This window comes from Roseomonas alba (assembly GCF_019430885.1).
Lineage (GTDB): Bacteria > Pseudomonadota > Alphaproteobacteria > Acetobacterales > Acetobacteraceae > Neoroseomonas > Neoroseomonas alba.
Genome location: NZ_JAHYBZ010000004.1, coordinates 1 through 13,922, shown reverse-complemented (window position 1 = coordinate 13,922; position 13,922 = coordinate 1). Strand labels below are relative to the sequence as shown.

Below are 13,922 nucleotides of genomic sequence, written 5' to 3'. Positions count from 1 at the left end.
GTTGCGCTTCCCGCCGCGGCCCACCTCGCCCCTCGCGGAGACCCCGATGTCGCTTTTCGGTGCCATGACCACCGCCATCACCGGCCTGAACGCGCAGGCGCGCGCGCTCGGCCACGTGTCGGACAACGTCGCCAACAGCCAGACCGTCGGCTTCAAGCGCACCGACACCAATTTCGTGTCCTACCTGACCGAAAGCTCCCAGCAGGTGCACCGGCCGGGCTCGGTGGTCGCGCGCCCCGACTACACCAACGCCATCGCCGGCCCCATCGCGCAGTCGGACAATCCGCTGTCCATGGCGATCTCTGGCCAGGGCTTCTTTTCGGTGGCGCTGCCCACGGGGTCGAACAACGGCCAGGTCACCTTCGACGAGCGGCAATTCTACACCCGCGCCGGCGATTTCCAGCTCGACGACAACGGCTACTTCGTCAACGGCGCCGGCTATGCATTGCAGGGCTGGGCGGTGGATGCCAGCGGCACGTCCGACCGCACGCAGATCCAGCCCGTGCGGATCAGCGACCTGGTCTTCAACCCGATTGCGACGAGCGCCATCGACTTCTCGGCAAACCTGCCCGCCGGCAGCACGGAGGTGCAGACCACGCCGATCGACGTCTATGACAGTCTCGGCGCCCTGCAGAGCATGACGATGACCTGGACGCCGGGTGCCACGCCCAACACCTGGACGCTCGACATCTCCGCTCCGAACGGTGGCGGCTCGCTGGGCACGATCGACGTGCTGTTCGGCCAGGCCGCATCGCCCGCGGTCGCGGACGGCACCATTGGCGGCTTCGCCAACGGGACCGGGACCTTCGCCGGCGTGGGTGCTGCGGTCGGTGATCCGGCGGCCATCACCTTCGCTGCCGATTTCGGCCAGGGCCCGCAGACCATGACCCTGAACCTCGGCGCCATCGGGGAGGCGCGCGGCCTCACGCAATATGCCGAACAGGAATACACCGTCCGCAACCGTGAGCAGAACGGCGTGCCGCTCGGCGCCTATTCCTCGGTGGCGGTGCGGGAGAACGGCGACATCGCGATCAACTACGACAATGGCCAGTCGCGCGTCATTGCGCGCATTCCCATCACCACCTTCAACAACCCCGACGCGCTGCAACGCCTGGACGGCCAGGCCTTCATGCGCACGGTCGAGAGCGGCGAGGCCCGCGCCTCCGACCCCGCCTCGAACGGCGCCGGCCGCCTGGCGACCAGCTCCGTCGAGGGATCCAACGTCGACATCGCCTCGGAATTCTCGAAGCTGATCGTCGCCCAGCGCGCCTATACCGCGAACACCAAGATCGTGACCGCGACGGATGAGATGCTGCAGGACACGATCAACATGCGGCGCTGACACCCGGGATAGCGGATCACCGCCATGAGCCTCGAAACCGCCCTGCTGACTGCGCGTTCGGGCCTGCTCGCGACGCAGCGCGCGCTCGCCGCCGCGGCCGACAATGTCGCGAATGCGGATACCGTCGGCTACACGCGTAAGACCGTCACGGCGCGCGCGGTGGAAGCCGGCGGCCAGGGCGTCGGCGTGCGCACCGTGGCGCCGAGCCGCGACGTCGACGAGGCGTTGATCACCGAGCTCGACAGTCGCCGCGCCGCCGCCGCGGCGGCGGAGCTGCGCAGCGATCTCCTCGCCGGCATCGAGACCATCCATGGCAGCCCCGAGGTCGGCAACAGCCTCGGCGACCTCACCGCCGACCTGCACAGCGGCTTCGAGGATCTGCGCGCCGACCCCTCCGAGGCCGCCCGCCAGAGCGCGCTGGTGCAATCCGCCCAGGACCTCGCGACGCGGCTGAACGAGATCTCCGACGCGATCGGCACCGCGCGGCAGGACGCGCAGGACACGGTCGTCACCGAGGTCGCCACCATCAATGCCGGCTTGCGCGACATCGCCGCCCTGACGCTCCGCATCAGGGAACAGATCGCGCTGACCGGCGATGCCGCCGCGCTCGAGGACCAACGCCACACCGCCATCGCGAAGCTGTCGGAATCGCTCGAGGTGAAGGCGCTGAAGCGCGACGATGGCGGGCTGGTGCTGGTCGCGCGCAACGGCCTGGTCCTGCCGCTTGACCCCGACCGCGATGCCTTCTCGACGGCCGATGCGACGCTCGATGCGTCTTCCTTCCACGGTGCCGGCGGCACCATTCCTGGCGTCATGATGAACGGCGTGGACGTGACGGATACGGTGCTCGGCGGCCGGCTCGCCGAGGCCATCGCGCTGCGCGACCAGACCCTGCCGCGCTACCAGGCCGAGATCGACCTGACCGCCGCGACCATGGCCGCGCGCTTCGACGCGCAGGGCCTCGCCCTGTTCACCGATGCGACGGGCGCGGTGCCGGACATCAGCCTGCCCTATGCCGGCGGCAGCCAGATCGGTTTCGCCGGGGCAATCCAGGTGAATGCGGTGGTCGCCGCGGCCCCGGCGCTGCTGCGCGACGGCACCCATGCGGTGGCGGGTGATCCCGCCGGCGCCTCGGCCTTCACGCCGAACCCCGCCGGCGGGCCGGCCTCCTTCACCGAGCTGATCGACCGCGTGCTCGACTTCACCTTCGGTTCGCAGGCCCAGTCGGGTGTCGCCTGGTCCTCCATCGCGACCGGCGGTCTCGGCCCGGACGGCACCCTGTCGAGCCCCTTTGGCGCGCCGCCCACCCTCGAAGGCTATGCCGCGCTGGTCACCGCGACCCAGACCTCGGACGCCGCGGCCGCGAAATCCTCGGCGGAGAGCAGCAAGGCGATGGTCGATGGGCTCGAATCCCGCTTCGCCGCGCGATCGGGCGTCGATGTGGATACGGAGATGGCCGCCATGGTGACCCTGCAGAATGCCTACGCCGCCAATGCGCGCGTCATGTCGACCGTGCAGGCGATGTGGGACACCCTCCTCAATGCGGTGCGCTGAGCCATGACCGCCGTCAGCAGCCTCTCCCGCCTCGATGCCGGATCGCTCGCGCTGCGCATCCGCCTCGATACCCTCACGCGCCAGGTCTCCGACGGCCGGGTGGGGCCGGGCTATGGCGATATCGCGCCCCAGGCGCGGCGGTCCATCGACCTGCGCGCCGACATCGCTCGGCGCGACATCTGGCAGGGCACGATCGACCGCACCCTCGCGCGCACCTCGGTCGCGCAGGATGCGATGGGGCGCATGTCCGACATCGCGACGCGCTTCTACGGGCTCGCCACCAAGATGGACGGGACCAGCGGGACGCTGATCTCCTCGGTCGCGGCCGAGGCGCGCGCGGCGCTGACCGAATTCGGCCATCTGCTGAACGAGCAATATGCCGGAGAATACCTCTTCGGCGGCACCGACACCGCCAACCTGCCGGTGCCGGACGCGGACGGCATCGCGAGTTCCGGCATGGCGACGGACATCGCCACGGCGGTGGCGGGGCTCTCGGCGGGCAATGCGGCGGGGGTCGCCGCGGCGACGCTGGCCGCGGCGAGTTCGGATGCCACGGGTACCACGGTTTTCTCGGCCTTCCTCTCCGATCCCGCGACAGGCCTGACGGAACCCCGCCGCGCCGTTCCGGCCGCAGAGGGCGAGCGCGTCGACTACGGCGTGTCCGCCAACCGCAACGCGGCGGCGACCAGCGAGGGCGAGACCACCGGGTCCTGGTCGCGCGACATCCTGCGCGGGCTGGCGACGCTGGCGGCACTTGATCCCAGCCAGGCGCAGCTCGGCACCGACTTCACCGACCTGGTGGCGACGGTGCGCGACGGGCTGCGCAGCGCGATCGACGCGCTGGGGGAGGAACAGGGCGCGCTCGGCGCGACCGAGGAGCGGCTCTCGGCCATCTCCCAGCGTCACAAGGATGTGACCGTGACGCTGACCGACCAGGTCGCCGGCATCGAAGAAGTGGACATGGCCGAGACGATCAGCCGGATGGAGGCGACGCGGACGCAGCTCGAAGCCTCCTACCGCGCCATTTCCCTGGTTTCGAGCCTGAGCCTGACGAACTTCCTCGCGTGATGGGCGCGCCTTCGGCGGCGGCGCCGGCCAGCACCCCCACCCGGCCAGGAATCTGCCGTTGGGTGGCTGGCGACGGCGCGGGCCGGTGCCGCGTCTCTTCGAAGGGCGCCGAAAAGATGCGCGGATTCAGCCTCCCTTAACTGGCCCTCCCGCATCATCCGAACGACACCGCAAGAAGCGGCGTGCAACCCGGTTCCTGTCCTGTCGGACATGCAGGGACCACCGCAACCAGGGTAAGACCCCGATGTCGCTCAATTCCGTCAATACCAATGCCGGCGCGATGGTCGCGCTGCAGTCGCTTAACCGCACCAACACCGATCTCGCCACCACGCAGAAGCGCATCTCCACCGGTTTTCGCGTCAATGACGCGAAGGACGACGGTGCGGCCTTCGCCGTGGCGCAGACGGTACGCGCGGATGTGGCCGGCCTCACCGCTGCCAATGAGCAGCTCGGCGGGACCAAGGGCATTCTCGACACTGCGCTGTCAGGCCTCACCAAGGTCTCCGAGACCATGGTGAATGTCCGCGCGACGCTGGTGCGCCTCGCCGACGATACGCTGAACGCCGAGCAGCGCGCCCAGTACGAAACGCAGTACGAGGCACTGCGCACGCAGATCACCAACTTCATCACCGATGCGACCTATAATGGCCGCACGCTGCTTTCGACCGCGGCGCCCGAGGGCGGCGACATCGCGACGACCCGCAATGAATCCGGCACCACCTATACGCTGACGGCAGTGGATGGTGCGGGCACGCTGATCATCGCTGCGGCGCCGACCGATGCGGCCACGGCCCAGGCGGCGCTCGCCGCGGGGGGCGATTTCGAGACGGTGCAGAGCGCGGTCAGCGACGCGCTGAACACCTTCGGCTCGGACAGCCGCTATCTCGACTCGCAGATCGCCTACAACAAGGACAAGGCGGATTCGCTCGAAGCGGGTCTTGGCGCGCTGATCGACGCCGACCTCGCCAAGGAATCCGCGCGGCTGCAATCGCTGCAGATCCGCCAGCAGCTCGGCACCCAGGCGCTGTCCATCGCCAACCAGGCGCCGCAGACCCTGCTGAGCCTGTTCCGCTGATCCCGGCAGCGGCCCCCGCAAGCGCGGGGGCCGCGCCTTTTCCCCACAGGCCGGGAGGACAGGATGTCCACGCTGGTTCTAGAACTCCGACAGGGCGACCTCATGGTCGTCAATGGCGCGCCGATCCGCTTCCGCAATCGCGCGCGCATCGAGCTCACCGCCAAGGCGCGCTTCCTCTTCGGCAAGCAGCTCATGACGCCCGAGATGGCGTCCACCCCCGCGCGCCGCATCTATTTCGCCCTGCAGACCGCCTATATCGGCGACGAGGATGAGCGCGAGGCCGGCCTCGCCGTCGCGCGCCGCCTGATCGCCGAGTTCCAGGCCGCGACCACCTCCGGGCTGGCGCGCGATCTGCTCGACCGGGCGCTGGCCTCGGCCGAGGCGGATGAGTGCTACCAGGCGCTGAAGCTGGTGCGCCGGGTGATGCGGCATGAGGAAGTCGTCCTCGGCATCGCCCCCGCCGGCGGCGCGGTTGCGGAGGACTGAGCCGGATGACGCTTGCCGATTTCGTCCGCGCCTATGGCGCCGCGCGCGCCGCGCGCGACCCGCGGGAGCAGGAAGCGGAGGTGATCCGCCGCGTCACCTTCGGCCTGCGTGGCGCCTTGCAGGATGACGGCCCGGCCCGCATCCGCGCCGTGGCCGACAATCGCCGGCTGTGGCTGGCCATGGAGACCGCGCTGGTGGATCCGTCCAACCAGTTGCCGACGCCGATGCGCGCGGGGCTGGTCTCGCTCGGCCGCGCCGTGCTGCGGGAGATGGACACGCCCTCTCCCGATATCGACTTCCTGATCGAGGTGAACGAGCAGGTCGCCGCCGGCCTCACCGGTTGAGGCCGTTTGTTCTGGGCTGTGGGATCGAGAGGGGCTTTGCCTCTCTCGAGCTTTCCCCAGCACGGATACCCATTCACGGTGCGTCGCAACGCGAATGGGAACCCGTATCGGCCGATGGGCCTTTGCAGACCTCCACTCGGCGTCGGGCGCCGCTGCCGGCATGGCGCCGAGACCCGCCTTTGCGCATCAAGGGCGTTGGGGGGTAGCAAGGGCGTTACGCTGTTCACCAGAAGATTGCGTTCCAGGTACTCCAAGCACTTGGCGGGGGTGCTTTGGAGGGGCGGCGGCCCTCCGACTGCGACAGCGAAAGCGACGCCCTCATTGGCAAGACCCTTCGGTCTTTGCTTGGACGAGGTTCCGAGAGCGGCAAAGCTCCTCTCCCCCGCGCGCCACTTGTGGGGAACCAGCCTCTGCCGCTCTGCCGTTCAGGCATCGGCCGGCGCCGGGCTGCTCTGCGGCGCGGGCTCCAGCGTAGGCGCTGCCTCGGGCAGGGCTGGCGCTGCCATGCGCGGCGGCACGCCGAGCGGCATGGGCGCATCGGTCAGGGCTGCCGCGCGATAAGCCTCGATGGCGCGGGAGGAGGGGATGGTGTTCGCGACTTCCCCGGCCGTGCCCCGGAACTCCAGCACCACCATGCCCAACCCGCTGTCGAGCCGCAGCCGCGGATTGGGGGTTGCGGGCGCCGTGACCTCCGGCAGCGGTGCCGTCGCGGCCGCCACCACCCGCTCGATGGTGCGGGCGGGTTCGGCGGCGGAAACGGATCTCACAGTGAGGTCGGTCGGCATGGCGCGTGGCTCCAATGTCATACTGCGAGACGTTTGGTGAACGCGTCCTTAACCGGCTGCGCTTTGACGCCCGCGCCGCCGCGGGCGAAGCTGACCGCATCTTGCCCACGCCCCGCGATGCCCTGCTGCGCACCCTGCTGCTGAGCCTGATCGCGGGCGGGACGCTTGCCGCAATCGGCCTGCCGCTCGGCTGGATGATCGGCGCCATGATCGCGAGCGGCTATCTTGGCCTACGCGGCGCGGCTGCGGTGCCGCGGCAGGCGCGCCCTGCGGCGCTGGTGGTGCTGGGTCTCGCACTCGGCCAGGGGTTCACCGAGCCCGTGCTGAAGGCGGTGCTGGCCGCGCTGCCGGCCATGGTGGTGGGGGGCATCCTTGCCATGGGCGCCGGCATCGCGGTGGCGCCGCTGCATCGGCGCATTGCCCGGGCGGATGCGCGCACCGCTTTCTTCGCGGCCATTCCGGGCGGTGTGGTGACCATGGCGGTGCTGGCCGCGGAGGCCGGAGCATCGGTTGCCGCTGTCACCCTGGCGCAGTCGATCCGCATGGCGTTGGTGGTGCTGCTCTATCCGGTGACGCTGGCGCTGTTCGGTCATGGCGGCGCGGCGTCCGCCGCCTATGTCGCCGAGCTGCCGCCCTTGCACTGGGGCGGGCTCGGCCTGCTGCTGCTGGGCGGTGCGGTCGTCGCCTGGCTGGGCGGGCGCATCCGTATGACCAATGCGGCAATGCTGGCACCCTGCCTGCTCGCGATGGTTCTGTCGGCCAATGGGATCCTGCCATCCGGCGTCCCCCGCTGGATGGTGAATGCGGCGCAGCTCGGCATGGGGGCGAGTCTCGGCATGCTACTGGCCCAGGAGGGCCGGGAAGGTGCGCCGCGGCGGCTGGCGCTGGCAGGGATGGCCTCGGCGGCGATGGTGTCGCTGCTACTGTTGCTGGCGGCCATCGCGATCGCGCTGTGGGCGGAGCTGCCGCTACGCACCGTGGTGCTGGGCATGGCGCCGGGCGGCATGCCGGAAATGGCGATTACGGCGCAGGCGCTCAACTTGGCCGTGCCATTGGTGCTCGGATTTCACCTGGTGCGCGTCATACTATGCAATCTGCTCGTCATGCCGTTGTTCCGATTCAGTCGGATTGTCGGAATTTTGCGCTGAATCTCACAATGAGATGCCTGCAATGAATGAATAACTAACCTATCTGTCCGGGCGGCGAACCGAAAAGGCATGGAACAGTCATGGCGTTGGGTGTCGACTACCGTCTCACCGATCAATGGACCGGCGGCTTCAACGTCGCGGTGACGCTCACCGCCGGGGCCGGCGGGTTCCAGGGCTGGCTGCTCGCTTTCGCCGCGGATTTCACCATCACCCAGATCTGGAACGCCGAGATCGTCAGCCATGTCGACGATGTCTATGTCGTGCGGAATGCGGCCTACAACGGCAGTGCCCCCGCGGACGGCACGGTCGATTTCGGCTTCCTGGCAAGCGGCGGCACCGATCCGGAGCCCGACAGCTTCACCCTGAACGGTACGCTCATCTCCGACCTGCCGCTCATCTCCGTCGCCGATGTCGCCTCGGTCGAGGGCGCGTCCGGCGCCAAGGCCTTCTGGTTCGCCGTCACACTCTCCGAAGCCGCGGCCACCCCCGTCGTCGTGCACTACGCGACGGCGAACGGCACCGCGCTGGCGGGGTCCGACTACGTCGCGACCACGGGCTCCATCACCTTCGACGCGGGTGTCACCAAGCGCCTGGTGCGCGTCAATGTCACCGGCGACGCGACGCCGGAAGCGAACGAGACCTTCCGCCTGCTTCTGACCGACGCGACGGGCGCGATCATCTCGGACGGGACCGGCATCGGCACCATTCGCGACGACGATACGCCGCCGGCGCTGCGCATCAACGACGCCGTGGTCACCGAGGGCGATTCCGGCACGAGCACCGCGACCTTCACCATCCGCCTGTCCAAGGCCTGGCGCGAGGCGGTGGTCTTCGACTACGCCACCCTGGCCGGCACCGCCCATGCGGGCAGCGACTTCCTGGCCCAGTCGGGCAGCCTGACCTTCGCGCCGGGCGAGGTGACGAAGACCGTCTCCGTAGCCGTCGTCGGCGACCGTGTCTTTGAGCAGAGCGAACGGTTCACGCTCGAACTGTCGCATGTGACGGGGGCGACGGTCGCCGATGGCAGCGGCCTCGCCACCATCCGCGACAATGACAGGCCGCCCGCGGTCCGCATCTCCGACGCCACGGTGGTGGAGGGCGACAGCGGCACCGCCATGGCCCTCTTCACCCTCACCCTCGACAAGGCCTGGCATGTCGCGGTGAGCGTGAATGCGACGCCGAACGACGACACGGCGTTGCGCGGCGAGGACATCGTCGGTCGCGGCGCCGTCATCACCTTCGCCCCCGGCGAGACGACCAAGACCTTCGCCGTGGCCGTGAAGGGGGACACCGTGATCGAGGGCGACGAGACCTTCCTCGTCTCGCTGAGCCGGCCGAACGGCCTGATCATCGCCGACCGCACCGGCATCGGTACCATCCTCGACGACGATGCGCCGGCGCCGGTCCACAGCGCGCTCTCGACGTCAGGCAACCAGATCGTGGATGCCGAGGGCCATGCCGTGCGCATCACGGGCGTGAACTGGTTCGGCTTCGAGGACGGGACCTACGCCCCGCATGGGCTGGACCACCGCAACTGGTCCGAGATGATGGATCAGATGGCGGATCTCGGCTTCAACACCATCCGCCTGCCGTTCTCGCTGGAGGCGCTGCAGGCCGGCAAGATGCCCACGGGGATCGACTACTCGAAGAATCCGGATCTCGTCGGCCTCTCGCCAATCCAGATCATGGACAAGATCATCGACCATGCCGGCGAGATCGGCATGCGCGTGCTCCTCGACAATCACCGCAGCGCCGCCGGGCCCGGGCCGAACGGCAACGGCCTGTGGGTCGATGGCGGCTATACCGAGCAGCAATGGATCGACACCTGGAAGATGCTCGCCGCGCGCTATGCCGGCGATCCCACGGTGATCGGCGCGGATTTGGCCAATGAACCGCACAGCGCGGTGTGGGGCGGCGGCGGTGCCAACGACTGGGCCGCGGCGGCCGAGCGCGCCGGCAATGCCATCCAGTCGGTGAACAGCGACTGGCTGATCGTCGTCGAGGGCGTCAGCACCTATGGCGGCCAGGGCACCTGGTGGGGCGGCAACCTGCAAGGCGTCGCGGCGGATCAGGTGACGCTGAACGTCGCCAACAAGGTGGTCTATTCGCCGCACGAATACGGCAACTCGATCTACCCGCAATCCTGGTTCTCGGACCCCGCCTACCCGAACAACATGGCGGACCATTTCGAGAATTTCTGGGGCTACATCTACGAACAGAACATCGCCCCGGTGCTGGTCGGCGAGTTCGGATCGAAGCTGCAGGACCCGAAGGACCTGCCCTACCTCCAGAAGCTGCTCGCCTACATGGATGGCGACCTCGATACCAACGGCACGATCGACATCGCCGCGGGCCAGGAAGGCATCAGCTATACGTGGTGGTCGTGGAACCCGGATTCCGGGGACACGGGCGGCATCCTCGCCGATGACTGGACGACGCCGATCCAGGCGAAGATCGACCTGCTGACGCCGCATTTGTCCGATCTGTGGACATAGTGCGCGTCTTCCCGAGGCATGTGACGGCGAGCGCCATCCGCGCATGATGCGCACCGGTCGGGCGAGACGTTCTGTGGCGTCGCGGACGCGGTCGCAGGTGCGGATGTTGTGCGTCGTGCTGGGCGCGATGATGTTGAGCGGGTGCTTCTACACCGTGGAACGCCGTTGGGCCCGCCTATCGCGCGGCCCGTGGGCTCCGGGGGCGCATGTGCCGTCGCCGGAAGAATACGACAGCATGTTGCGGACTGCCCTGATCGCCTGTGTCGCATCTCATGATCCCGCCAATCTCCATCAACTCGACAACGGCGGCACATACCAGACGTCTGGCTGGTTTCTCTCCGCCGCCAGGCTGGCGCCGGTCTATGCCTGCATGAGGGAGAAGGGCTGGGAGGCGGGGCCTACTACCGTCCTGATGCCGTGACGGACCGGATGCGGCAACGGCGCCGGCCCACCCGTCGGCATCGGCGGGCCGCTCGCCTGCGCCAGCGCGGTCACTCGTCGTAGGACACCAGCGCCTCGAACTCCGTGTCGATCCGCGACCGGCCCTTCAGGAAGGTCAGCTCGATCAGCGCCGCCGCGCAGGGCACTTCGGCGCCTGCCTGGCGCAGCAGGCTGATCGCCGCGGCCATGGTCCCACCCGTCGCCAGCAGGTCATCGAGGATCACGACCCGCTGCCCTTTCTCCACCGCATCCGCCTGCATCTCGATCCGGTCGGTGCCGTATTCCAGCGCGTAGTTCAGCCCGATGGTCAGCCCCGGCAGCTTGCGCGGCTTGCGCAGCATGACGAAGCCGAGGCCGAGCTCGAGTGCCAGCGGTGCCGCCACCAGGAAGCCACGGCTCTCGATCCCGGCCAGCAGGTCGGGCTTGTGCGGGCTGATGATGGCAGCGAGCCGCGCCATCGCCGCCTTCCAGGCCGGGCCATGCCGCAGCAGGGTCGAGATGTCGTAGAACAGGATCCCCGGCTTGGGGAAATCCGGGATGCCGCGGATATGGTCCTTGAGGTCCAGGGTCTCGGTCGTCACGTCCGCTCACTCTCTGCCGCTGTCGGGTGGGAAGGCGCGCACAAGGCCGGGGGGAGGGGCCCCAAGTCAAGGCCGGGGGCTTGGCGCCGGCGCCCGGACGCGGCAGATGCGGGGCATGTCCCGTCCTGTCATCGCCCTCATCATCGGTCTGCTCGGCTTCTTCGCCTATGTCGTGGTGGTGCTCGCCATCGCCGACCATCTGCGCGGGCTGCACTGGACGATCGAGATGGTCTTCTTTGCCGTCGCCGGCATCGCCTGGGTCTGGCCGGCGAAGCGGCTGATGGTCTGGGCCTTCAGCGAGGGCCCGCGCGGGTGACCGAGGCTTCCCCGACGATGCGGGATGGCGGGGTGCCGGCACGCAAGGGCGTCGCCACAGCCGCCTGAGCCATATCAGCCTATGCCGGCCGCCTGTGCCGCTTCTGCATCCACAGCAGCCAATAGCCGAACAGCGGGATCAGGATATCCATCCAGAAGATCACGCCCGCATTGCCCGGCGCGAAGTTATGGGCGATCACCATCTGCCGGACGTGCCCCACCGCGGCGCCCAGCGTGAAGACGCTCGGCCCCAGGATCGCAGCGAGCCGCAGGTCGAAGCTGCGGAATGCCGCGACGAATCCGACCACCGCGAAGCCCAGGCTCGCCGTCGCCACTTCGAATTGGAAGGGGCTGTCCTCCCAGCCGATGAAGCGGGCCGCGATGGCGCCGAAGAATCCGTGCATGACGAAGTTCCAGGCGAAGCAGACGCCGATGGCGAAGAAGACGTGCCAGGCGATCAGCTTTTCCACGACCAGCGCCGTGCTGCGCGGCGCCGGCGCGCGCAGGATCGCCACCCCCGAAAAGACCAGCCCCAGGACGAGGCAGGTCAGCGCGTAGTTGGAGGCGACGAAGCGGATGGCGCTGGCGATCATCGGGATGCCCCATGTCGAATCCCGTCCGGATACCAGCCCATAACGTCGCCGCATTCCAGGGTGTCGCCCCGCACCCCTGCGCTTCGGGGGGGCCTTGCGACGCCCGGGCGCTGCCTGCGACCCGGCGCAGATGCGGCTTCACCGGCGCCGGGGTCATGGCGGGCAGGCCGCCATCGGTCAGCGCCGGGTTGCCGCGCCGCGCAATCAGCGACGGATCGCGCGGACGCCCCAGATCAGGATGCAGGCCCCGGCGACACCAGCCACCAGATAGCCGATCCACCCGCCGAACGAGACTCCGAGCAGGCCGAACAGGAAACTCGCCACGACGGCGCCGATGATGCCCAGCAGGATGTTGGCGATCATCCCGGTATCCGACTTCATGAGCCCGGAGGCGATCCAGCCGGCAAAGCCGCCGATGATGATCGCAGCGATCCAGCCGATGCTTCTGTCGTCCATTGGGTTGCTCCGTCTTCTGGTGGGCGCTGCGTGCAGCGCCCGGGCAAACGACGCCGGCACCTCAAGGTTGCTCCACCGGCCCCGCCCCCCACGCCTCGCACGGCGGGGCTGTACCGGGCAAAGAAAAAGCCGCTGGATGCCCAGCGGCTTCTTCTACTCGCGGCGGCGACCGGGGAATGGTCGGAGTGAGAGGATTCGAACCTCCGGCCCCTGCGTCCCGAACACAGTGCTCTACCAGGCTGAGCTACACTCCGGCGCCGGGTCGCCGCCGCGGAGGCCGGGGGTATAGCGGCCTCCCTCCGGCACCGCAAGACGGGGTGAGCGCGACTTTGTCACGCGCCTTTGCCTCGCCACCCAGGCAGCATCATGCTGCGACGCCGGCACGACGCCGGACAGAGACGCATCGAAAGGGAATGCGGGATGAAGTCTGGACTGATCGCGGGCGTGGCCGTGGCCCTGCTCGGCTTGCTGGGCAGTGCGCTCGCGCAGGACGTTATCACGCAGCGCCGCGAGGGCATGCGCACCGAAGGCCGGCAGATGGAGGCAATCAAGGCGGTCCTCGACGCCCGTGGCGACACCCGCCCGCTGGTCGAGCGCGTCGACACCATCGCCGGCTTCTACCGCAACCTGCAGGCGCTCTACCCGGCCGGTTCAGGCACCGGCGCGACCCGCGCTCTGCCGGCCATCTGGTCCGACCCGGCGGGATTCGAGGCCGCGCGGAACACCATCGTCACGGCGCTGGGTACCCTGCGCACGGCGGCCGCCTCGGGCGATGTCGCCGCGACCCAGGCGGCGTTCAACCAGGTCGGCGCTGCCTGCGCGGCTTGCCATCGCGCCTATCGCGGGCCAGCGCGCTGAGTACTTGGCCAGGTCAGGGCGGAGTCTGCCCCGCGCGCGCGAAGATGGGGCGCTGACGGAGGTGGAGAGGGGCTCTGCCCCTCTCCGGACCCTACCCCGCCAAAGGCCGCAAGGCCTTCGGAAACCTTGACCTGGCTGTAGCGAGCCACAACGTTCCGGAAATTCTGTCACAAGGTTCCGGACCCCTTTTTGATATCCATTCAACGCCCTCTAAGAGCCCCCTCAGAGCCTGAGCATTACATGAGTTTTGGCCCTCGGCGCACGGCCGCGAAATCGGCCTGCCCCACGCATACCTGCCCGGCTGTTACGGGCAGGGCGAATCGGGCCATAATCTGGCATGGCCAAAGAACCTCCCCCGCCGCGTCCGCCCGCCCGCCCGCT

14 protein-coding genes and 1 tRNA gene are annotated in these 13,922 nt (G+C 68.8%); 10 read left to right on the top strand and 5 right to left on the bottom strand.

The window, feature by feature from the left end; genetic code table 11:
* The first annotated feature begins 46 nt into the window (after nt 1–46).
* The 6 genes from flgE to KPL78_RS11835 all read left to right on the top strand — a co-directional run bounded on the left by flgE (nt 47) and on the right by KPL78_RS11835 (nt 5,869).
* The gene (flgE, locus tag KPL78_RS11860) at nt 47–1,342 is read left to right on the top strand and encodes a flagellar hook protein FlgE (protein WP_219763178.1); all 1,296 of its coding nucleotides are present in this window, start codon (nt 47–49) and stop codon (nt 1,340–1,342) included.
* 24 nt (nt 1,343–1,366) lie between these two features.
* Entirely contained in the window at nt 1,367–2,896 is a 1,530-nt protein-coding gene (locus KPL78_RS11855; protein ID WP_219763685.1) for a flagellar hook-associated protein FlgK, read from the top strand.
* A 3-nt stretch (nt 2,897–2,899) separates the two neighbouring features.
* Nucleotides 2,900–3,964: a flagellin gene (locus KPL78_RS11850; protein ID WP_219763177.1), complete on the top strand. Its 1,065-nt coding sequence runs from the start codon at nt 2,900–2,902 to the stop codon at nt 3,962–3,964.
* 244 nt (nt 3,965–4,208) lie between these two features.
* Nucleotides 4,209–5,039, top strand: coding sequence for a flagellin (locus tag KPL78_RS11845; RefSeq protein ID WP_219763176.1), 831 nt, complete (start codon nt 4,209–4,211; stop codon nt 5,037–5,039).
* Nucleotides 5,040–5,102: 63 nt separating this feature from the next.
* Nucleotides 5,103–5,525: a flagellar biosynthesis repressor FlbT gene (locus tag KPL78_RS11840; protein WP_219763175.1), complete on the top strand. Its 423-nt coding sequence runs from the start codon at nt 5,103–5,105 to the stop codon at nt 5,523–5,525.
* A gap of 5 nt (nt 5,526–5,530) precedes the next feature.
* The gene (locus KPL78_RS11835; protein WP_219763174.1) at nt 5,531–5,869 is read left to right on the top strand and encodes a flagellar biosynthesis regulator FlaF; all 339 of its coding nucleotides are present in this window, start codon (nt 5,531–5,533) and stop codon (nt 5,867–5,869) included.
* A 425-nt stretch (nt 5,870–6,294) separates the two neighbouring features.
* Here the strand turns inward: KPL78_RS11835 and KPL78_RS11830 are convergent, their stop codons facing one another.
* Entirely contained in the window at nt 6,295–6,654 is a 360-nt protein-coding gene (locus tag KPL78_RS11830) for a hypothetical protein (protein ID WP_219763173.1), read from the bottom strand.
* Nucleotides 6,655–6,755: 101 nt separating this feature from the next.
* Between KPL78_RS11830 and KPL78_RS11825 the strand changes: the two genes are divergently transcribed.
* Both KPL78_RS11825 and KPL78_RS11820 read left to right on the top strand, forming a co-directional pair.
* Nucleotides 6,756–7,802 carry an AbrB family transcriptional regulator gene (locus tag KPL78_RS11825; RefSeq protein ID WP_219763172.1) on the top strand — a complete coding sequence of 349 codons (1,047 nt, stop codon included), beginning with the start codon at nt 6,756–6,758 and terminating at the stop codon, nt 7,800–7,802.
* 80 nt (nt 7,803–7,882) lie between these two features.
* The gene (locus KPL78_RS11820) at nt 7,883–10,297 is read left to right on the top strand and encodes a cellulase family glycosylhydrolase (protein WP_219763171.1); all 2,415 of its coding nucleotides are present in this window, start codon (nt 7,883–7,885) and stop codon (nt 10,295–10,297) included.
* 491 nt (nt 10,298–10,788) lie between these two features.
* Here the strand turns inward: KPL78_RS11820 and KPL78_RS11815 are convergent, their stop codons facing one another.
* The gene (locus KPL78_RS11815) at nt 10,789–11,304 is read right to left on the bottom strand and encodes an adenine phosphoribosyltransferase (RefSeq protein WP_219763684.1); all 516 of its coding nucleotides are present in this window, start codon (nt 11,302–11,304) and stop codon (nt 10,789–10,791) included.
* A 130-nt stretch (nt 11,305–11,434) separates the two neighbouring features.
* Between KPL78_RS11815 and KPL78_RS11810 the strand changes: the two genes are divergently transcribed.
* Nucleotides 11,435–11,635, top strand: a complete 201-nt coding sequence (locus KPL78_RS11810; RefSeq protein ID WP_219763170.1) for a DUF2842 domain-containing protein — start codon at nt 11,435–11,437, stop codon at nt 11,633–11,635.
* A gap of 79 nt (nt 11,636–11,714) precedes the next feature.
* Here the strand turns inward: KPL78_RS11810 and KPL78_RS11805 are convergent, their stop codons facing one another.
* From KPL78_RS11805 to KPL78_RS11795, 3 genes are all read right to left on the bottom strand, one after another.
* A complete protein-coding gene (locus KPL78_RS11805) occupies nt 11,715–12,227 on the bottom strand; it encodes a DUF6790 family protein (protein WP_219763169.1) in 513 nt (170 codons plus the stop codon).
* A 204-nt stretch (nt 12,228–12,431) separates the two neighbouring features.
* Nucleotides 12,432–12,683 carry a GlsB/YeaQ/YmgE family stress response membrane protein gene (locus tag KPL78_RS11800; protein ID WP_219763168.1) on the bottom strand — a complete coding sequence of 84 codons (252 nt, stop codon included), beginning with the start codon at nt 12,681–12,683 and terminating at the stop codon, nt 12,432–12,434.
* A 177-nt stretch (nt 12,684–12,860) separates the two neighbouring features.
* A tRNA-Pro gene (locus tag KPL78_RS11795) sits at nt 12,861–12,937 on the bottom strand.
* 166 nt (nt 12,938–13,103) lie between these two features.
* Here KPL78_RS11795 and KPL78_RS11790 point away from each other — a divergent pair.
* Nucleotides 13,104–13,541: a c-type cytochrome gene (locus KPL78_RS11790; protein WP_219763167.1), complete on the top strand. Its 438-nt coding sequence runs from the start codon at nt 13,104–13,106 to the stop codon at nt 13,539–13,541.
* The last annotated feature ends 381 nt before the right edge of the window (nt 13,542–13,922 follow it).